The 18,470-nt window shown below is 45.2% G+C and carries 22 protein-coding genes; 5 read left to right on the top strand and 17 right to left on the bottom strand.

All coding sequences use genetic code 11. The features are described from left to right. Genes CCVT_RS02505 through gatC form a run of 4 tightly spaced genes read right to left on the bottom strand, consistent with a single transcriptional unit; the run spans position 1 to position 2,496 of the window. Positions 1-468 carry a Fur family transcriptional regulator gene (locus tag CCVT_RS02505; protein WP_009650275.1) on the bottom strand — a complete coding sequence of 156 codons (468 nt, stop codon included), beginning with the start codon at positions 466-468 and terminating at the stop codon, positions 1-3. Next, a complete protein-coding gene (locus tag CCVT_RS02500; protein ID WP_018136892.1) occupies positions 465-1,082 on the bottom strand; it encodes a CvpA family protein in 618 nt (205 codons plus the stop codon). The genes CCVT_RS02505 and CCVT_RS02500 overlap by 4 nt, the downstream gene beginning before the upstream one ends. 1 nt (position 1,083) lies before the next feature. After that, a complete protein-coding gene (locus tag CCVT_RS02495; protein ID WP_011991975.1) occupies positions 1,084-2,205 on the bottom strand; it encodes a type IV pilus twitching motility protein PilT in 1,122 nt (373 codons plus the stop codon). Positions 2,206-2,208: 3 nt separating this feature from the next. Continuing rightward, entirely contained in the window at positions 2,209-2,496 is a 288-nt protein-coding gene (gene gatC / locus CCVT_RS02490) for an Asp-tRNA(Asn)/Glu-tRNA(Gln) amidotransferase subunit GatC (RefSeq protein ID WP_018136893.1), read from the bottom strand. A 118-nt stretch (positions 2,497-2,614) separates the two neighbouring features. Here gatC and CCVT_RS02485 point away from each other — a divergent pair, with 118 nt between their 5' ends. Genes CCVT_RS02485 through hisG form a run of 5 tightly spaced genes read left to right on the top strand, consistent with a single transcriptional unit; the run spans position 2,615 to position 5,747 of the window. Next, positions 2,615-3,178 carry a hypothetical protein gene (locus CCVT_RS02485; RefSeq protein WP_018136894.1) on the top strand — a complete coding sequence of 188 codons (564 nt, stop codon included), beginning with the start codon at positions 2,615-2,617 and terminating at the stop codon, positions 3,176-3,178. After that, the gene (locus CCVT_RS02480; protein WP_018136895.1) at positions 3,178-4,182 is read left to right on the top strand and encodes an L-seryl-tRNA selenium transferase; all 1,005 of its coding nucleotides are present in this window, start codon (positions 3,178-3,180) and stop codon (positions 4,180-4,182) included. The genes CCVT_RS02485 and CCVT_RS02480 overlap by 1 nt, the downstream gene beginning before the upstream one ends. Next, positions 4,182-4,514, top strand: coding sequence for a hypothetical protein (locus CCVT_RS02475; protein ID WP_009650179.1), 333 nt, complete (start codon positions 4,182-4,184; stop codon positions 4,512-4,514). The genes CCVT_RS02480 and CCVT_RS02475 overlap by 1 nt, the downstream gene beginning before the upstream one ends. After that, the gene (locus tag CCVT_RS02470; RefSeq protein WP_018136896.1) at positions 4,501-5,130 is read left to right on the top strand and encodes a type III pantothenate kinase; all 630 of its coding nucleotides are present in this window, start codon (positions 4,501-4,503) and stop codon (positions 5,128-5,130) included. Before CCVT_RS02475 ends, CCVT_RS02470 begins: the two co-directional genes overlap by 14 nt. Then, a complete protein-coding gene (hisG, locus tag CCVT_RS02465) occupies positions 5,127-5,747 on the top strand; it encodes an ATP phosphoribosyltransferase (RefSeq protein ID WP_011991971.1) in 621 nt (206 codons plus the stop codon). The genes CCVT_RS02470 and hisG overlap by 4 nt, the downstream gene beginning before the upstream one ends. Here hisG and CCVT_RS02460 read toward each other — a convergent pair. The 13 genes from CCVT_RS02460 to guaB form a co-directional block, all read right to left on the bottom strand. Continuing rightward, a complete protein-coding gene (locus CCVT_RS02460) occupies positions 5,741-6,382 on the bottom strand; it encodes a DUF6803 family protein (protein WP_018136897.1) in 642 nt (213 codons plus the stop codon). The two genes, hisG and CCVT_RS02460, sit on opposite strands and share 7 nt — an antisense overlap. A gap of 115 nt (positions 6,383-6,497) precedes the next feature. Further along, entirely contained in the window at positions 6,498-7,595 is a 1,098-nt protein-coding gene (gene dapE, locus CCVT_RS02455) for a succinyl-diaminopimelate desuccinylase (protein ID WP_018136898.1), read from the bottom strand. Then, complete coding sequence (locus tag CCVT_RS02450; protein ID WP_018136899.1) at positions 7,595-9,508, bottom strand: EAL domain-containing protein; 1,914 nt, start codon at positions 9,506-9,508, stop codon at positions 7,595-7,597. Before CCVT_RS02450 ends, dapE begins: the two co-directional genes overlap by 1 nt. A gap of 77 nt (positions 9,509-9,585) precedes the next feature. After that, positions 9,586-11,793, bottom strand: coding sequence for an endonuclease MutS2 (locus CCVT_RS02445; RefSeq protein ID WP_018136900.1), 2,208 nt, complete (start codon positions 11,791-11,793; stop codon positions 9,586-9,588). A 3-nt stretch (positions 11,794-11,796) separates the two neighbouring features. Beyond that, complete coding sequence (locus tag CCVT_RS02440) at positions 11,797-12,138, bottom strand: hypothetical protein (RefSeq protein WP_018136901.1); 342 nt, start codon at positions 12,136-12,138, stop codon at positions 11,797-11,799. Continuing rightward, a complete protein-coding gene (locus CCVT_RS02435) occupies positions 12,132-12,650 on the bottom strand; it encodes a hypothetical protein (protein WP_018136902.1) in 519 nt (172 codons plus the stop codon). The genes CCVT_RS02440 and CCVT_RS02435 overlap by 7 nt, the downstream gene beginning before the upstream one ends. Continuing rightward, the gene (gene murC, locus CCVT_RS02430; protein ID WP_018136903.1) at positions 12,650-13,957 is read right to left on the bottom strand and encodes a UDP-N-acetylmuramate--L-alanine ligase; all 1,308 of its coding nucleotides are present in this window, start codon (positions 13,955-13,957) and stop codon (positions 12,650-12,652) included. Before murC ends, CCVT_RS02435 begins: the two co-directional genes overlap by 1 nt. A 14-nt stretch (positions 13,958-13,971) precedes the next feature. Continuing rightward, the gene (locus CCVT_RS02425) at positions 13,972-14,358 is read right to left on the bottom strand and encodes an MmcQ/YjbR family DNA-binding protein (protein WP_018136904.1); all 387 of its coding nucleotides are present in this window, start codon (positions 14,356-14,358) and stop codon (positions 13,972-13,974) included. Then, entirely contained in the window at positions 14,336-14,914 is a 579-nt protein-coding gene (locus CCVT_RS02420; protein WP_018136905.1) for a DNA-3-methyladenine glycosylase I, read from the bottom strand. Before CCVT_RS02420 ends, CCVT_RS02425 begins: the two co-directional genes overlap by 23 nt. Beyond that, positions 14,911-15,714: a carbon-nitrogen hydrolase family protein gene (locus CCVT_RS02415; protein WP_018136906.1), complete on the bottom strand. Its 804-nt coding sequence runs from the start codon at positions 15,712-15,714 to the stop codon at positions 14,911-14,913. The genes CCVT_RS02420 and CCVT_RS02415 overlap by 4 nt, the downstream gene beginning before the upstream one ends. Next, the gene (gene xseB, locus CCVT_RS02410; RefSeq protein ID WP_018136907.1) at positions 15,707-15,901 is read right to left on the bottom strand and encodes an exodeoxyribonuclease VII small subunit; all 195 of its coding nucleotides are present in this window, start codon (positions 15,899-15,901) and stop codon (positions 15,707-15,709) included. The genes CCVT_RS02415 and xseB overlap by 8 nt, the downstream gene beginning before the upstream one ends. Positions 15,902-15,903: 2 nt before the next feature. Next, positions 15,904-17,022 carry a homoserine O-acetyltransferase MetX gene (metX, locus tag CCVT_RS02405; protein WP_018136908.1) on the bottom strand — a complete coding sequence of 373 codons (1,119 nt, stop codon included), beginning with the start codon at positions 17,020-17,022 and terminating at the stop codon, positions 15,904-15,906. After that, the gene (gene guaB, locus CCVT_RS02400; RefSeq protein ID WP_018136909.1) at positions 17,022-18,470 is read right to left on the bottom strand and encodes an IMP dehydrogenase; all 1,449 of its coding nucleotides are present in this window, start codon (positions 18,468-18,470) and stop codon (positions 17,022-17,024) included. The genes metX and guaB overlap by 1 nt, the downstream gene beginning before the upstream one ends.

Below are 18,470 nucleotides of genomic sequence, written 5' to 3'. Positions count from 1 at the left end.
TCACTTGCCCTTTATGTTGTTTTTACTGCACTCTTCGCATATACCATAAAGCTGCATCATGTGTCCAGTAAGCTTAAATCCATGCTCTTTTGCGATGCTTATTTGACGTTTTTCTATCATAGGATCTTCAAATTCTATGATGAGACCGCATTTCCTACAAATCATATGATCGTGGTGCGGCTTTGTTGCAAGCTCGAATTTTTTGCCCTGCGAGCCAAAACTGATAGAGGTCACCATCTCGGATTCTTCGAGTAAATTTAGAGTGCGATAAACGGTTGCGATACCGATATTTAGCTCAGGATATGTCTCTTTTATGAAAAGATATAGCTTTTCAGGCGTAAAATGCTCGCCGTTATTGTAGAGCGTTTTGAGCAAAATTTCGCGCTGTTTAGTGTATTTTAGGCCATTGTCGCGAAGCACCTTTTTGAATTTCTCGAGCAACGCGTCGTATTCTAAATTTTCTATCATCTCATCTCTCCTTTTGTGACGTTTGTATCAGTATTTGTTGTAGTATTCGCATCCATAGTTATAAAAGCGTCGGTCTTGTTCGACTCGCTTGGCCGCACCATCATATCGTCGATATCATTTTTAAGGCTTTTCACATCGATATTTGTTATCCATTTCCCGGTGGCCAGTAGCACAGGATAGACCTTGCTACCCTGAAAATAAGGCTCTATGTTTTTGTTTAGGTATGTCCCGGCGACGACCGCGATCACGGCTGAAAATGTGAGGAAAATTTTACCGCTTCCGGCTAAAAATCCGCCGAATCTATCTAAAAATCCAAGCCCGCTAAGAGCGATGATCTTGGATAGAAATTTGCCTATCAAAAGACAAACTATCCAAAAGACTATCCAAAGCCCGATGAATCCGACAAACTGAAGCATCGAGGCGTTTTCAAATTTATAGATATTCGAGCTTATGAAATTTTCAGCCACATCAGAAAACCTGCTCGCCACTATGAGGCCGCCGATAAGACCGATGAGCCCAAAGACCTCTTTTATCAGTCCGTTTAAGATCCCTTTTATGCCTAGTATCAAAACCAAAGCGATGACGATTATATCAAACCAAGTTACAAAATCCATATCAAGCACCTGCACCCATAGTATTTAAAAGCTCTTGCTGACTGGTCGAATAACGCAACGCATTTTCTTTGGTTATAAGGCCGCCTCTTATGGCCTTTATCAAAGACTGCGTCTGCGTGCACATGCCAGTTTGCTGCTGATTTAGCTGCATCTGAGAGTATATCTGATGCACCTTGTTTTCACGGATCAAATTTGCAACGGCCATGTTGTTGATCAAAATTTCATGTATCGCACACCTGCCGCCGTTGGTCTTTGGAAGCAGGCTTTGCGAGATGACCGCCGTTAGCGAGACGCTGAGCATGTTTCGCACCTGAAGCTGCTCGCTGCCGTCAAAGCTGTCGACTATCCTGTTTATCGTCTGGATAGCGGAATTCGTATGTAGAGTTCCAAAAACTAGGTGTCCGGTTTCAGCCGCTGTTATCGCGATAGATATCGTCTCTTTATCTCTCATCTCGCCCACCAGGATGATGTCGGGGTCTTCGCGCAGTGAAAATTTAAGCGCTCTAGCGTATGAGTGCGTATCAGTGCCGATATTTCTGTGTGAAAATAGCGCTTTTTTGTTGCTATGGACGAATTCTACCGGGTCTTCTATCGTTATGATATGCTTTCGATAGTTTAAATTTATCTCGTTTAGCATAGCTGCAAGGGTAGTCGATTTACCGCTACCGGTAGGTCCGGTGACTAAAATAAGCCCCTTTTCGCGCTTTATGATGTCTTTAAAAATCTGAGGAGATTTCAGCTCGTCAAGAGATGGAATTTCGATAGGTATGATACGAAATGCGGCCGCCAGATCGCCATTCATAGTGTAGTAGTAGTTACCGCGAAAGCGTCCGATACTTGGTAGCTCTATCGCAAAGTCAAGCTCTTTATTGTTTTCAAGCTCGCTTTTTTGAGCGTCCGTTATCAGTGCATAACACAGAGTCTCTATGTCTTTGCCGCTTAAAATTCCAAGCTCGAGAGGACGCAATGTACCGTCGATCCTTATTTGAGGCTCGGATCTTGCGACAAGATGCAGGTCACTGGCTTTATTGAAAACAACGGTTTTTAGTAATGTTTGTATGTCTGTATTTGTCGGTCTTGGCGGTGCTTGGACTATGTTATTGTTCGTTTGTATCAGATCCATTTGTTACTCTATGATTTTAGGAACCGAGAAAAAGTGCCCTTCTTGGGAAGGAGCGTTTTTTAAGATAACATCTATCACGTCGCTCGCGATAGGACTATCCTCTCTTAATAAAGTCCCGCCCTTTATAGAGCTCACTACGGCCTCGCTACCCTTTAAATCAAGCTCGTTCAAAACATCTACAAAAGATACGATCTCGCTTAACTGCCTTTTGATCTCTTCGCGTTTGTCGTCATTTATCTTTAAAGAGGAGAGTTTTTCGAGCTTACTAAGAAGCGCATCGTCAATCTGCATAAAAAACCTTTTATGATCAATTTTGAGCCATTATATCATATTCAAGCTTTAATTTTGGGCTGCTTTAAATTTATTTATGCTACAATTTGCGAACTAAAATTTTAAGAAGGACTAGGCATTGGCTATCAAAGAGGACTTAAACGAGATCAAAAAAGAAATAGGCGCGCAAGAGCAGTTTTTAGAGAGCGTCATAAAGGGCGAGAGATTTTTCAATAAAAACAAAAAGCTTCTCATAGCTTTGCTTGTTATCGTCATCGTCGCGCTCATAGCGCTATATGCGAACAAGATCATCGATAACCGCAAGGTTGTCGCGGCAAATGAGGCCTACTCAAAGCTGATAATGGACGCCAACGATACCAAAGCGGCTGAAATTTTAAAACAAAACGAGCCGTCCATTTACGCGCTTTACGAGCTTAAGACCGCACTTGAAAAAGGCGACGTCAAAGCCGCAAAAGAGCTTGCGAATTTACCTGTCGATCTGCTCGTAAAGCAAATAATCCTCTCTCAAACTACCGATCAAAGCACGCAAATCTTAGCTTCATACGATGCGCTTTTGCAAGGGTTTGAATACCTGAAACAAAATAAAATAAGCGAAGCAAATGCCGAATTTGCAAAGATTCCGCTAGATTCGCAGCTCATGACTTTGGTTAAAAATCTACAACACTATCAGGGAAATAAATAATGAAAAAATTTACGCTTTTACTGACTTTGGGCTTAGCTCTTATTTTAGGCGGATGCGGCACGAAAAGGCAATATTTCGAACCAGAAACCATAAGCGGCAAGATAAAATTGTCCCAAGATCTGCCATCTTATATCAAATCGGCAAATGCAAACGCCGCGACGCTGAATAACGGCAACATCATAACAAAAGACGGGCTTGATACGAGCGTCAAACTGCCTCAAGACTTCAGCCTTTTAAACAAAAACGGCGAATTTTTGATCTCTGCTGACATATACGGCGATCTAAACGTTACCGACGGTAGCAATGCGACCGTCTATCAGGGCAAATTCCCGACTGCGATCGTCTCGGCGTCGATGGAGGGGAATTTACTGGCCGCCATCAGCGCTGCAAACCACATATATCTAATAGATATTGTGCAGGCAAAAACACTGATGGAGTATAAATCCTCTGAAATTTACGCGGTAGATTCGCGCGTAGTAGCACCTTATTTCATGAGCTCTCTCATCATTTATCCGTCGCTTGACGGTAAAATTTACATCGTGCAAAAGGATACGGGCAGAATTTTACGCGACGTCGTCGTAAGCTCGGAGAATTTTTTCAATAACATCATATTTTTAGACGTCGTAGGCGATAACATGATAGCTGCGACCGCCAAAAAACTCATCGTCATCAACCCGCAGCAAACGGTCTATTACGACGGCGAGATCAAAAATGTCCTCGTAAATAACGATGAAATTTACATCTTCAAAAAAGACGGCAATATCGTTAAGACCGACCTTGGACTAAAACAAAAAAACGAGGTCAATTTTAAATTCGCCATTTTCTCGGATGCGGCGGCACTTGGCGATCAGCTTTATATCGTGGAAAAAACGGGCTACATCATAAAAACCGATCTTGATCTTGGTAACGCTAAAATTTACGAACTAAACGACGAGATAGAGGACAAAAGCTTTATGGGTAAAGGGGCGTTTTACTACGACGACGAATTCGTAAAATTCGAATAATGAACCCAAAAATCTGGCCTCTTTTTGAAGCGAGGAAAATTTTACTAAAAGATCTAAAAAGCGTCGATCTTGGCGAATTTTGTAAAAGACGAACGCTGAGTGCCTGCTTGGGCGTCGATACAAAGGGCTTTTACGAGATAGTCTTTTTAAGAGAGGCAAAAAGCAGGCTACTTCTAAAAGAGGCCCGCGAGATCGATGAAATTTGCGCCAAAATAGAGCAAAAATTTCAAACCGCCATCAAAAAAAGAGTGCTGTTTTATAACTCTGAAATTTGCTCTAAATCGCTTGAAATGCTTAAACAAAACGGCTGGAGATGCTATGATTTTGTGTGACATCGGCAACACGAACGCGACGTTTTTAGATGAGGGCAAAATTTCGCGTATGAGCGTGGAGCAGTTTAGCGCATACGAGCCAAAAGAGCGGGTTTATTTCATCTGCGTGAACGATGAAATTTTAAAAAAGCTAAAAAAAAATAAACTTTTCATCGATCTGGAACCGCATTTTGAGCTAGATACGATATATCAGGGGCTTGGAGTCGATAGAGTCGCCGGCTGCTACGCCGTAAGCGACGGAGTCATCGTAGATGCCGGTAGCGCGATAACGGTCGATATAATGTCAAACTCCATACATCTTGGCGGATACATCCTGCCCGGGATCGCGAGCATGTTAAAAGCCTACGAGAGTATATCGCCAAGGCTGAAACTACCCATAAATTCGCAAATCGATATCGACGCCCTGCCCCAAAAAACGGTTGATGCGATAAGCTACGGCATACTAAAGCCTATCGTCACGCTATTAGAAAAGCTTGCTGGCAGTAAAAAGGTCTATTTTACCGGTGGGGACGGGGAATTTTTGTCGAAATTTTTCAAAAATGCGATATACGACAAGATGCTCGTATTTCGCGCTATGCAAAAACTCATCAATCAAAAAAAGGAAATTTTAAAATGATAACCATAGCTCTGCCAAAGGGTAGGATCGCCGAAGATACGCTTGCTATTTTTAGGAAAATTTTTGGCTCCGAGTTTTTATTCGAGGATCGCAAGCTGATCTTAGAGGAGGGAAATTTCCGCTTTTTGATGGTGCGAAACCAAGACATCCCTACTTACGTTACCGAGGGTGCGGCTGATGTCGGTGTGGTCGGACTTGACGTGCTTGAGGAGCATCATCCTGATGTGGTCCGCTTACTTGATCTGCACATAGGCAAATGTCGCGTTTGCGTGGGTATAAAAAACGACGAGGAGCTTGATTATACGCAGCCAGAGCTCAAAATAGCCACCAAAATGCCAAATATCGCCAGAAACTACTTCGCGCAAAAGGCGACTGCTTTAAAGATCATCAAGCTTTACGGCTCGATAGAGCTAGCTCCATTAGTAGGACTCAGCGACGCTATCGTCGATGTCGTGGAGACTGGCTCTACGATGAAGCAAAACGGCCTTAAGATAGCCGAGACCATAATGCAAAGCTCGGCGCATCTCATCGCCAACAAAAGTAGCTTCATCATCAAAAAAGATGAAATTTTAGAGCTTTATCACAAGATAAAAGAGCAAATTCCAAAGACTCAATGACTCATCTTAGAGTGATCGTGTCCGCCCATGCCCTGCATGTCGTGACCCGAATGATCCATGACGTGCGTTTTGTTTTCATCATGGTCTGGCATATCCATGCCACTACGATCCATGTTAGGCATTTGCATTTGCATGTTCATTTCGTGATCCATATGCATCATCTCGCCTTGGCTTGGCTTCCAGCCAGTTATCGTAGGATCTACCATACCAAATATCATCGCGACGTGACCGACCACCAAAAACGTTATAAGCAGGCAAAAATGCAGCTTCAGCTTCGCTCTGTCAGCTAAATTTTTACCTATCACGCCGATCTCTAAAAGCGCGATGCTAAGAAGCGGGAAAACACCGAGCAGATATGAAGTCACGGCGATGATATCGGCACTTCCACGCCATTTTATGCCAGGATAGATATTTATCATAAAATAAATTACCAAAGCCGTGAAATAAAAGCCCAAAACTATACCGATCAGCCTATTTACCTTTCTTACCGCGCTATTTTTGTCGTTTATGTTATACATCGTGAAAAACTCGGTAGCCACCAGTAGCTCGGCCAGCCCCACGGGGATAGCCATATAAAATATCAAATTCCACGGTTGATCGAGCGATAGAAGCTCCATGTAGTGAGTCATCATCATGTTTAAAGCCTTTAGTTTGAAATCAAGGCGTAATTATAATTCTTTTAGATTAAATGAAACCGATATTTATACTAAATATTTTTGAAATTTAGAGGTTTGCAAGCTACGAGTCACGCTATACAAAATTTTCGATCAGCTCTTTAAATACAAGATAAAGCCGCTCGACCTCTTTTACGCTGACTCTTTCGTCGACTGCGTGTATTCGGTCGTTTATAACGCCAAATTCTACGACTTTTACGCCAAATTCAGCCAGATATCTCGCATCGCTGGTGCCACCTTTGGTGTTTAGCTGTGGTGCTACGCCGCTTATTTTTTGCACCGCTTCGCTCATCGCGCGCACAATCTTGCTATTTTTATCGGTCAAAAAGGACCTTGAGCTTTGCTTTAGACTAAGCTCAAAATTTAACCCCGCAAGCACGCTTTGCAGATAGTTTTTCACATCATCCGCACTCGTGATATCTGAATTTCGCACGTTAAACATTATACTTAGCTCGCTTGGCGTGACATTACAGACCTCCATGCCGCCGCGAATATCCGTGATAACGATCTTGCTGGGGGAGAAAAACTCACTTCCCGCGTCCATGTCATGACCAGCGATCCTAGATAAAAGAGGAGCTATTTGATGCACGGGATTTATGCATTTTTCAGGATATGCAGCGTGTCCTTGCACGCCTCGTATCAAAATTTTGCCGTTTATAGAGCCACGCCTGCCGACCTTTATCGTATCGCCGAAAACTCCCGTGCATGTAGGCTCGGCGACGACTGCAAACTGTGGCAGCTCGCCGCGCTCTTTTAAAATTTTGAGCGCCTCTAACGTCCCAAAGAACGCATCACCCTCTTCGTCGCTAGTCAAAATGAGAGTGAGCCTGCCGTTAAAATTTTTAGCATCGCGGCAAGCGCAGACAAAGGCCGCTACGCCGCTTTTCATATCCTGTGCGCCACGCGCATAGATGAAGCCATCTTTCATCAAGGGTGTAAACGGCTCACTCTGCCAGCCCTCTCCCGGTGGCACGACATCGATATGTCCTGCAAAGGCAAGGTGCACTCCATCGCCAAATTTTTTACTCAATATCAAATTTTTAACGCCGTTTTTCTCTATAAAACGGGCTTCGAAATCGCCGAGAAATTCAGCTATAAATTTTAAACATCCATCATCATCGGGAGTGAGCGAGCGAAATTTCAAAATTTTAGTAAAAAACGCTACGACATCCATCAAAGCACCTTCTCACCGGGCGCACCAAGGTAAAATCCCTGAAATTCATCTACGCCTATCTCTTTACAGATATTTAAAATTTCCTTTGAGTGGACGTATTCGGCGATGGTTTTTATGCCAAGGTCTCTGGCAAATGCCACTATCGCGCGCGCGATGGCGTAGGAGTCTTTGTTTATATCGATGTCTTTGATTATGGAACCGTCGATCTTGACGTAGTCCGGTTTTAGCTTGAGGATATATGAGAAATTCGAATACCCCGAGCCAAAATCATCGATCGCGATCTTTGCGCCCATATTTTTGACCTTGTCTATAAACATACTCACGCGCTCGACGTTTTCGACGTCCTCGTCCTCGACGATCTCAAAAACGGCCCTGTCAGCGACCTTGTGCTTATTTAATAAATTTATGACAAGCGCGCTCACATCGCCGTCAGTCATATCCCGGCCACTCAAATTTATCGATAAAACGAGGTTCTCGTTTTGACTTAACTGCTCGAAGCTCTTTTTGATAAGCAGTTTTTCAAGCTCGGCGTAGCGCTTGATGCGTTTTGAGATACCCAAAAACACATGCGGAGAGACGACCTCGCCCCTGTCTAGGATGCGTATCAGGCACTCGTATTTTGCGATGTTACCGTCTCTATCGAATATCGGCTGATAATAAGGCACGATGTTGCCGTTTATGGTCGCATTTTGTATGAGTTTGGAGCGTTCGATCTGATCTTCGTACTCCTCTTTTTGATTTAGCCCCTTAAAATAGCAAACATAGTCTTTATTCAGCGTCTTGGCTGATTTTAGCGCTATGGCGGCCTTTCTTAGCGTCTGCTCCTTATCAAGCGCGAAGCCTATGGTGCTATGTATCTCGATATCATCGACCACGGCGCCATTTTCATCGGTGACGCTTATCATGCGGCCTTTAAATTTACTAAGCAGCTCGTCAGCCAGGTCCTCATATCTATCGATGAAAAACTCCCCGTCCTCGACAAGCGCGAACTGATCGGCCTCGACGCAGTAAGCTATCATGTTTTCGCTCTTTGCAAATTCGCTTAGTAGCTGCGCCATCTGCACTAAAATTTTATCGCATATTAATTTACCGTAAAAATCGTTCATCTTGCCAAAATCATCGATATCTATCAAGACGACTTTAGGAGATTTGAAATTTTGTATGTCTCTTAGCAAGGCGGCTTTGTTTAAAAGCCCTGTCATCGGATCGATATAAAGCTTATCGCCGAGCTCTTGTATCTTTTTGCGACTGGCCTCTTTGACGTGCAGATAATCATGCTTTAAATTTAGATACCTAAGCACGAACAAAATACATGTGAATAGGCCCGCGAGCGCTCCGGCAAAGCTCAAGATAAACGTAAGGAGCAAATTTTTGACCGCCCATTGCGAAAAATATTCATCGTCCGTGCCGCTTATTTTTTGATTTATCGTAGCTTTAAAGCCTACGATATACTCTCCGCTAGCCGTGAACATACAAACAAGAGCGCTGTTTTCAGGCAAAATTTTAGCCGTGAAATAATCCTTTTGAAAATCGTGATTATAGATATTGCCGCACTCTTTGTCCTCAAAGTCCGTGCCTATGCGGTTTTTTTGATCCGAGGAGGCGACGATGTCAAAGCCGTTCTTACCGTTATCTTTTAACAGCACGACGTCTCCTACGGCGTTATTGTTTATGTAGTTTTGAAAGCTATCGATGTCGTAATGGCTCACGTCTTCTAAGTAGTTTACGTATTGATGCACTATATAGTCGGTCTTTTTGCGGATAGTGTAGCTGTCTTTCGAGACGGCGTTAGAGTATTTGTAATAAAACGCAAAAGAAATTTCAGCCAAGAAAAACGTCACCAAAAGTACCACTACAAACGCCACTGCGCGTATGATACTCAAGCGTTTTTGCTGCTTATCGTCGTTTGACATGATCTAGCCCCCTCCATTGTATGCTGATGATTTTAGCATTTCTTAAGTAAAATTTATCTTTTATTCTTAAATTTAGCCTAAAACTGCACTATTTTCGCACCAAAGCCGCCTTGATTTGGCGGAGCGTCAAAGAAATTTTTAACGCTTGGATGCTCTTTTAAGAAATTTTTGACCGCGTAAGCTAGCTTGCCCGTGCCTATGCCGTGATAGACAGTGACCTCATCAAAGCCCATGACTAGGCTGTCGCTTATAAATTTATCGAGCTTTGCTATCGCTTCATCGGCTCTAAGCCCGTGCAGATCCAGCACCACGCTGGCGGTTTTTGGCTTTTGCACGCTTAAATTCACGCCGCCTTTTTTAGGAGCGATGAAATTCCCACTCTTCTTTAAAAGCGCGATAGGCACGCGAAGCTTTATACCCTCGGCCTCTATCGTCGCATCGTTTTTAGAGATATTTAGCACCACGCCTTTTATCTTTTCATATTTCACGTGATTGCCTATTTTCAGCTCCTCAGGCTTTGCGGGCTCTGGCTTAGCGATGGCCTGCTTTTTATCGTTGGCTAAATTTAGCGCACGCTGCTTATCCTTCGTGTCTTTTAAATTTATGACCGATTTTGCCTGTTTTATCGCCTCGAAATACTCCCTCTCAAGCCGCGAGATGATAGCGGCGATCTTTGTCTCGTTTTGCTCTTTTATGTCCTTTTGCTCTTCGAGCATGCGCTCAAGTCTCAGCTCCTTAGCCTGCGTATCTTTTAGCTTTTCATCAAGTGCGGTCTGTAGATTCAGCGTCTTTGTGATGACCTCGTTTAAATTTTCTTTATCTTCGCCATATATGCGCTTGGCCTGGGCGACTAAATTTAGCGGTATGCCGTAGCGAGCCGCCGTCTCAAAGGCATAAGACTTGCCGATCGTGCCCTTTAAAAACTCAAATTTCGGACACTCCGCCACCTCGTCATAAAGTGCCGCTACGAGCTCGACCTCCGGGTTTTTGGCAAGCAACATCGCAAGGCGCTTGTGGTGAGTCGTGATGATCATTTTTATATCTTGGGCGATGAGCTTTTCGATGATGACGCCATAAAGGCTCGCCGCCTCTTCAAAATCAGTCCCGAGCTCGATCTCGTCGATACCGATGATGAGCGAACGCTTGTTAAAAAGCTTTGAAAAATGCAGCATTCTACCCGCAAACGTCGAGATATCGTCTTTGACATTTTGCGGATCTTCGATGATAGCGTCAAACTCTTTAAACGAGCCGATGCTGGAATTTGCCGCGTTTATACGCATAGGCAAGAGGTATTTTGCAAGCAGTGCGGCCGAGATGATAGACTTTAGCAGCATCGACTTTCCGCCTGCATTCACGCCCGTGATCAAAAGCACCTTCTTGCTAAAATCCACGCTCACGCTTTTTGGATTTTTAAGTGCGGGGTGAGCGAAATTTGAGAGGATTATTTTATTCGAGCCGTTTGGTAATACAAACTCAAAGTCATGCGCACGGGCTAAATTCACGCGTGCTTGATAGGCGTCAAAGGTATCAAATGCTCCATTTATAAATTTCAAAAACGCCAGCGCCTTGCTCATCTGCGAGCTTAGTCTCTTGCAATGTTCAAAAATTATCTCCTCGCGCCTATCAAGCAGCTCGCTTTGCTCCCTTTTCAGCCGCTCGATGTTTGCGGGCGCGACGTAAAAATATCCGCCCGAGCTTCGTGCGATGACAGTTCCTTTTAGTGCGTGGTTAAAGCCACCTCTAACGAGCAGGGCCTCCTGCGCGCTGATATAATGCACCTGCGTATCTACGAGATAAGGCGCGATGTGTTTTGAGTAAACGAGCCTTTTTAGCTCGGCGTCTATTTGGGATTTTTTAGCTTCAAAGGCCTGCCTTATCGAGCCAAGGCGCTCATCGACGCTGTCTTTGAAATTCCCGTCTTTATCAAAGCTGTTTGCCATCTGCTCCATCGCGGGCGGAGTTTCGATCCTAGCTATCCACTCGCCAAGACGCCCCTCAAATTTCAGCCCTCTAAGATAGAAAAAATAGCGTATGATCTTTGAAAATTCGTAAATTTCGCTGATGTGAAGCACGGCTTGCTTGCTAAGGCGCATAAGAGCGTCGTCTAAATTTTGCGCGCTTTGAGGTGCGTCGAACTGATACTTTGCAAGCTCGGTTATATTTTCAAAATGTATCTTACTGTCGCCTTGCATGAACAAGGGCTTCTCGCGCGCTAAAAGGGCGCTAAAACGCTGCAGATACTCGCCCAGATCAAGACGCGAAAATATCTCTTCTATCTCTTGCATGGCCTACTCGCAAGAGCTTATCGGCACTATGACGCCTGAAAATTCCTGTGCGTCACGCTTTGCGACAAAGCAAGCGGTGCCGAATTCGTAGTTGAATTTATCGCTAGTTACGTTGTATTCGCCACATTTCAAGCTCTTGCCTTGCTTGAATTCAAGCAAGAGCTGCGAAATTTTGCTCTCGTTCTTGTCGATGTGCGTCTCGTAAAGATATGCAAGCGCTAGCCCGCAGAGCAAAACGATAGTCACCGCAGCCTTTATCTTTTTACTGATCTTTTCGTCCTTTATCGCCCAAATGGCGCTCAAAAATATAAAAACCCCGAGCAAAAATACGATGTTTCTTACCATTTTCCGCCTTTATAATCAGCTATCATCTCTTTATAAAGCTCGCCTCTAGCGCTTATTTTGGCTAAAATTTTATCCCTCACGGCAGCTATGTCTTGATGCTCTATGAGCATCTTTACCGCCATGTATGGCGCATTTGGCAAGAGCGCTTCGATCTCGGCAGCGTTTAGCTTTTGTGATCTTGCCAGCGCTATCGTGATATCTTTTTTACCTAAATTTACGAGCGATGAAATTTCGCTCTCGCTCAAGCTCTCGTTTTTGATGACGGCTAAAATTTTATTTTCATTTTCAGGGCTAAAATCCGCTAAGATCTTGGCTCGATCTTGCATAGCTGAGTCTTGCTCTAATGCGCTGTTTTTAGGGTTTAGTTCCTCGTTTTCGCCGCTTTGCTCTGAAATTTTATCCGCCTCAAAGCTTTCGCTCATCTCGCTGCCCTCTTGGAAATTTTCCTCCACGGCTTCCACGAGATCGCCGCTCATCTCGTCAAATTTATTTCCAAAAACATCCTCGCTCACTAATAACCTCCACGTAGCTGCACGCTGATATCGCCAGCGCCAAAGCCGACCACGATGCCGTCACTCAAGCGATTTTTCACGCCAAATTCGTCGGTAAATTCTATCGCTTCGCCCACACGCTCGACCTTATCGGTAAAGATCGGGCTGTACTCACTAAATGCGCCCTTCATATCGACCTCTATCGGCTTCTCGCCGGCCGCATAAACTGGCAGGATCACTAGCTCGTCCACTCCTTTAAAGCACTCTTTAAAGCCCTCTAAATTCGTGCTCAAGCGAGTGTAGCGGTGAGGTTGAAAGATAGCCGTCACGTTTGAGATACCAAGTAGCTTTGCGTATTCAAAGACTGAATTTAGCGTCGCTCTTATCTCGGTAGGATGGTGCGCGTAGTCATCTATCAAAATGAAATTTTTATCCGCACCTAGGATATCAAAGCGCTTTTTTATCCCTTTGAAATTTAGTAAATTCTCTCTGATATCCTTTAACGGCGTCTCGTGAAGTGCCGCCAGGATCGCGAGCGAGGCATCGATAGCGATGTGCTGACCCATGCCAAAGACCTCGAATTTGCCTAAATTTTTGAGGTTGAAGCTAGTGTATGGCTGATAATCGCGCACGACCATCGCAAGCTCAGTGATATCGCTGCTTGGGAAAAGGCGTATCGCATCAAGCTTTAAAGTGCTCAAAAACTCGTCCTCGGCGTTTATCACGCGCACTTTAGCTCGCTCTAAAAAGCCCTTGTAAGCTGCGTAAAATTTAGCCAGATCATAGTCATAATGCTCCATGTGCTCGGGCTCGGCGTTTGTCACGACGGCTAGATAAGGGTTTGAGTTTAAAAAGCTAGAGTCGCTCTCGTCGGCCTCAAAGACGACATTGTCGCTTTGTGCGTAGCGCATATTCGAGCCAAACTGCTTTGAGATGGCGCCGATTATCACCGAGCCTTCGATGAGACTGCTTAGCATCGCGCTCGTGGTGCTCTTGCCATGCGCTCCGGCTACGGCAAATACGCGCTTGTCTTCAAGCACGTATGGCAAAATTTCCTTTCTTGAAAAGCATTTTATGCCCTTTTTCCTAGCCTCTACGAGCTCGACGTTATCGTCCTTGATCGCAGCCGAATAAACGACGAAATCTTGATCTTTTATGGCTTCTTTGCAGTGAGGCGTGATGACGTCCATGCCCTGCTCTTTTAGCTCCTGTGTGATTTTGCTCTCTTTGATGTCGCTGCCGCTTATCTTGTGGCCTTTTTCAAACAAAAACCTCGCGATCGCAGAGATGCCGATACCGCCGATACCGATAAAATGCACTTTTTTCATATCCACTCCCAAATTTACTTGGATTTTTGACTCTTTTTTGCCCGTTTGTCGCTAGTTAGCTCAAAGCTCGTATCGATCAGATCAAAGACCTGCTTCTTGTCGATGCCGCTACTTAAATTTACGCTTATCCAGTGCTTTTTGTTCATATGATAAGCTTGCAAGATCCGCTCGTCATCTCTTAAAAGCATCGCTAGATCGGGACTACATTTCACATTTAAAATTTCAAGCTCACCGCTTGCATCAAAGCCCAGCTTTTTAGCCTCCACGTTCATAAGTAGCGCGAACCACTTTAAATTTTTAGTGTGGCGAAATACGGCAAATTCAGGATATTTGTCAAACACTCTTTGAGCCTTAACGCCAAATTTATCGCTGATGTAGCTAGAAATTTCCTCTTTTTTCATCTTTTCCCTTTTTAAAACAATAATCCAGATGATCGTCCACTACGCCAATAGCCTGTAAAAACGCATAAACACTGGTGCTACCAAGAAATTTAAACCCGCGTTTTTTCATATCCTTCGCCACCTTGTCAGATAACGGTGTCGTGGCCGGGACTTGCTTTATATCGCTCCAAGAATTCACGATCCTTTTGCCGTCTGTAAAGCTCCAGATGTAGGCGTAAAAGCTGCCAAACTCTTTTTGCACTGCTAAAAACGCCCTTGCATTATGGCTAAGCGAGCTAAGCTTCAAGCGATTTCTTATGAGTCGTTCGTCGGCTAAGAAGCGCTTTATTTCCGCATCGCCGTAATCCTTGATGATATTTGCGTCAAATCCGTCAAACGCCGCTCTCATCGCCTCGCGCTTTTTTAGCACCACATGCCAGCTGATGCCAGCTTGCATGCTCTCAAGCACGATATGCTCGAACAAGACCCTGTCGTCTTTTACTACTTCGCCCCACTCGTTGTCGTGATAGGCTCTGTAAAGATCGTCTTTCTCGCACCACTCGCAACGCATTTTCATAAATTTTCACCGATCTTGGCGGCTATTTTTCTAAATTCCCAAAGTGAGTTCGCCGCGCTTATGCGCTTTTTATCGACGTCTGCGATCATCATCTCCTCATTTTTGCCAAGCCTTGTCTTGACCTCGCCAAAGGGATCGATCAGCATCGAATCGCCGTAAAAGTCCCACTGCTCGTCGTTTGAGTGATGCTTGCCGACGCGGTTCACGCGCAGGACATAGACATTGTTCGTAAAGGCTCTAGTCTTTAAAAGCTCCTCCCAGCGCGCCTGGCTAAAAAACGTGCATGCAGACGGCACCAGCACGACGTCCACCTTTTTAGACATCATATACGCCCAGCACGCGTCAAAATGCGCCTCAAAGCCAAACATCACGCCGACTCTGATCTTTTCGTGCATGAAAACGGGTAAATTTAGCGAGCCACCGGCGTCGTTGGCGAAAAATTTCATCTCGTTCCAGTGCGCGTAAGGCATCAATACCTGCTGATCGTAAATTTTAGTCTGATTGGGGCTAAATTTCGCCAAGCTTTTAAAAAGCTCGCCGCCACGCAAATTTACGATGGGAGCTACGATAGTGAGATCGTATTTTTTGGCTAAATTTGACAAAGAGGCCTTTTTGCGCTCGCTTTGCTCTTTTATGAGGCTCTTTGGCATCGTAAGAAGCTCTTTAAAGAAGCTGTTTAGCACGTATTCGCCAAGTACCATGAGCTTTGCGCCCTCATCGGCGCAAATTTTAAGATAATAATCGATCCTCGCATCGCTAAGCGGCAAGGTCGGTAGCTGAAGCGCGCAAATTTTACTCATCGCCCGCCTCCTCGATGCTAAGCTCGGCCTTTTCCAGGATCGCTCTAGCCTCCTTTAAAAGCTCTCTGCCTTCCTTGAAAAGCTTTAGACTTTGCTCTAAATTTAGCTCCTCTTTGCCAAGATCTTCTAAAATTTTATCCGCCATTTTCAGCTTATCTTCAAAATTTTGTACGTTGTCTTCTTGCATTTTCACTCCTTTATCTCGCGCTCGATCGCCCTTTTGACATACATTTCAAATTTTTCTATCTCGACTAAAAACGCGTCGTGCCCGTAATCGCTGTCGATCTCGATGTATTCGGCCTGCTCTTTGCGTCCCATATCGCAAAACGTATCGTAAATTTCACGCATACAGCTTGGCGGAAAGAGCAGATCGCCTTTGAAGCTTATTAGGCTTAGTCTGGCTTTGATCGGTGCGAGCGCGTCTTTTAGGCTGTCATAATGCCTCGTGCAGTCAAAGATATTCATCATTTTTACGATATATAGGTAGCTTAGCGGATCGAAGCGCTTTGGGAAGTTGTATCCGTTATACTCCATATATCTATCCACCTCAAAACGCCCTAAAAGCTCGTAAAGTCCGTCTGTCTGGACGAAATTTCGCCCGAATTTCACGTCCATGCTCTTTGGGCTCAAAAAGCTGATATGCCCCGCCATGCGCCCATAGGCTAGCCCGTTCAAGCCGTTTTGTTTTATATCGTTTTCGTCGTATTGCCCGTTTTTAAACTGCGGATCTTTTAAGATCGCCTCGATGCCTATTTTATTAAACGCTATCGCCCAGGCCTGCGTTTGATAGGTGCTAGCAAGCATTATCACGCGCTCGGCAAACTCGGCGAATTCTATCGCGAAGCAAAGTGCTTGCATGCCGCCCAGACTGCCTCCGATGAGCGCTCTGGCCTTGTTTATGCCAAGCTGCTTAAACAGCCTCATTTGCGCCTTTACGACGTCACTTATCGTAAGCACGGGAAATTTCAAGCGATACTGCTTACCGCTGCTTTTATCGATGCTAAGTGGCGAAGTAGAGCCGTAGCATGAGCCTAAAATGCTTACGCAGATGACGAAGTATTTGTCGGTATCTATGCCTTTGCCGCTACCGATGAGGCCGTCCCACCAGCCGGCTTTGCTATCGTTTTGATATATCCCGGCTGCATGATGCGAGCCGGTAAGTGCGTGACAGACCACGATGACGTTGTCTTTTTTGGCATTTAGCGTGCCGTAGGTCTCGTAAACGAGCTCGTATTCTAGGAGTATACGACCGCTCTCGAGATAGAGCGGTTCGTCAAATTTACATTTTTGGGTCTTTAAATTCAGCACTAATTGACTTTATAGTTTGGTGCCTCGTGCGTGATGACTACATCATGGACATGGCTCTCTTTTAGTCCGGCGCTTGTTATCTCTACGAATTCAGCTCTTTCTTGAAGCGCTTTTATGTCTTTTGCTCCGACATATCCCATCGCGCTTCTAAGACCGCCCGTTAGCTGATGTATGACATCTTTTATGCTGCCTACATAAGGCACTCGTCCTTCGATACCTTCAGGAACGAGCTTGTCTTGTGCCGTACCCTCCTGAAAATAGCGATCCGAGCTACCGCGTGTCATCGCACCGATAGAGCCCATGCCGCGATACACCTTGTACTGGCGTCCTTGAAAGGTGATGACCTCGCCAGGGCTTTCTTCGCAGCCGGCCAGCAAGCTTCCCGCCATCACGCAGCTAGCGCCAGCAGCTAGGGCTTTAGCGATATCGCCCGAGTATTTTAGTCCGCCGTCAGCAGTCACCGGTATGCCAAATTTAGCCGCTTCGCTCGAGCAGTCATCGATCGCCGAGATCTGAGGCACGCCCACGCCCGCTACGATACGAGTAGTGCAGATAGAGCCCGGCCCTATGCCTACCTTTATGCCGTCGGCTCCGGCGTCAGCCAGGTCTTTTACGGCAGCCGGATTTGCGATGTTCCCCACCACGACATCGATGTTAAATTTTGATTTTATCTCTTTTAGGGTGTCGATTATGCCCTTTGAATGTCCGTGTGCAGAGTCCATGACTATGACGTCCGCACCCGCTTCTACGAGCGCTTTGACGCGGTCAAGCTGACCTACGCCCACGGCCGCAGCCACGCGTAGCCTGCCGTAGCTGTCTTTATTCGCGTTTGGATACTCTTTACGTTTTTTTAGATCTTTTATAGTGATGAGTCCGTCAAGCTTGCCGTTCTCATCGACGATCGGCAGCTTTTCGACGCGATTTTGACTGAAAATTTTCTCCGCATCGTCAAGCGTGCAGCCTTTTGGTGCGGTGATCAGCGGAGCTTTCGTCATACGATCTTTTACAAGCACGCTCTTATCGGTCTCAAAGCGTAGGTCGCGGTTTGTCAAAATCCCTATGAGCTTGTGCTCCTCATCGACTACAGGAACGCCTGAAATATGCAGGTCTGACATCAGGCTCAAGGCCTCGCCGACGCTGGCTTCTGGCTTGATAAAGATAGGGTCTATTATGACGCCGCTTTCGCTCTTTTTCACGCGTCTGACCTCTTTTGCCTGCGACTCGATGTCCATATTTTTATGGATGACGCCGATACCGCCAAGACGAGCCATCATGATAGCGGCCCTATGCTCGGTAACGGTGTCCATCGCGGCCGAGACGATCGGGATATTCAGCTCTACGTTCTTGCTAAATTTCGTCTTTATATCGACTTGCTTTGGCAAAATTTCGGAGTATTGAGGCATAAGCAACACGTCTTCAAAAGTAAGAGCTCTTTTAACTATCTTCAT

It is taken from the genome of Campylobacter curvus (assembly GCF_013372125.1).
Taxonomy (GTDB): Bacteria; Campylobacterota; Campylobacteria; order Campylobacterales; family Campylobacteraceae; genus Campylobacter_A; species Campylobacter_A curvus.
The sequence above is the reverse complement of the archived record's forward strand: the minus strand, read 5'-3'. Positions and strand labels throughout refer to the sequence as shown.

Coding starts and splice junctions, on each gene's coding strand:
- CCVT_RS02505 (WP_009650275.1), bottom strand. CDS start 468: ATGATAGAAAATTTAGAATACGACGCGTTGCTCGAGAAATTCAAAAAG.
- CCVT_RS02500 (WP_018136892.1), bottom strand. CDS start 1,082: ATGGATTTTGTAACTTGGTTTGATATAATCGTCATCGCTTTGGTTTTG.
- CCVT_RS02495 (WP_011991975.1), bottom strand. CDS start 2,205: ATGGATCTGATACAAACGAACAATAACATAGTCCAAGCACCGCCAAGA.
- gatC (WP_018136893.1), bottom strand. CDS start 2,496: ATGCAGATTGACGATGCGCTTCTTAGTAAGCTCGAAAAACTCTCCTCT.
- CCVT_RS02480 (WP_018136895.1), top strand. CDS start 3,178: ATGAAAAAATTTACGCTTTTACTGACTTTGGGCTTAGCTCTTATTTTA.
- CCVT_RS02475 (WP_009650179.1), top strand. CDS start 4,182: ATGAACCCAAAAATCTGGCCTCTTTTTGAAGCGAGGAAAATTTTACTA.
- CCVT_RS02470 (WP_018136896.1), top strand. CDS start 4,501: ATGATTTTGTGTGACATCGGCAACACGAACGCGACGTTTTTAGATGAG.
- hisG (WP_011991971.1), top strand. CDS start 5,127: ATGATAACCATAGCTCTGCCAAAGGGTAGGATCGCCGAAGATACGCTT.
- CCVT_RS02460 (WP_018136897.1), bottom strand. CDS start 6,382: ATGATGATGACTCACTACATGGAGCTTCTATCGCTCGATCAACCGTGG.
- dapE (WP_018136898.1), bottom strand. CDS start 7,595: ATGGATGTCGTAGCGTTTTTTACTAAAATTTTGAAATTTCGCTCGCTC.
- CCVT_RS02450 (WP_018136899.1), bottom strand. CDS start 9,508: ATGTCAAACGACGATAAGCAGCAAAAACGCTTGAGTATCATACGCGCA.
- CCVT_RS02445 (WP_018136900.1), bottom strand. CDS start 11,793: ATGCAAGAGATAGAAGAGATATTTTCGCGTCTTGATCTGGGCGAGTAT.
- CCVT_RS02440 (WP_018136901.1), bottom strand. CDS start 12,138: ATGGTAAGAAACATCGTATTTTTGCTCGGGGTTTTTATATTTTTGAGC.
- murC (WP_018136903.1), bottom strand. CDS start 13,957: ATGAAAAAAGTGCATTTTATCGGTATCGGCGGTATCGGCATCTCTGCG.
- CCVT_RS02425 (WP_018136904.1), bottom strand. CDS start 14,358: ATGAAAAAAGAGGAAATTTCTAGCTACATCAGCGATAAATTTGGCGTT.
- CCVT_RS02420 (WP_018136905.1), bottom strand. CDS start 14,914: ATGAAAATGCGTTGCGAGTGGTGCGAGAAAGACGATCTTTACAGAGCC.
- CCVT_RS02415 (WP_018136906.1), bottom strand. CDS start 15,714: ATGAGTAAAATTTGCGCGCTTCAGCTACCGACCTTGCCGCTTAGCGAT.
- xseB (WP_018136907.1), bottom strand. CDS start 15,901: ATGCAAGAAGACAACGTACAAAATTTTGAAGATAAGCTGAAAATGGCG.
- guaB (WP_018136909.1), bottom strand. CDS start 18,470: ATGAAGATAGTTAAAAGAGCTCTTACTTTTGAAGACGTGTTGCTTATG.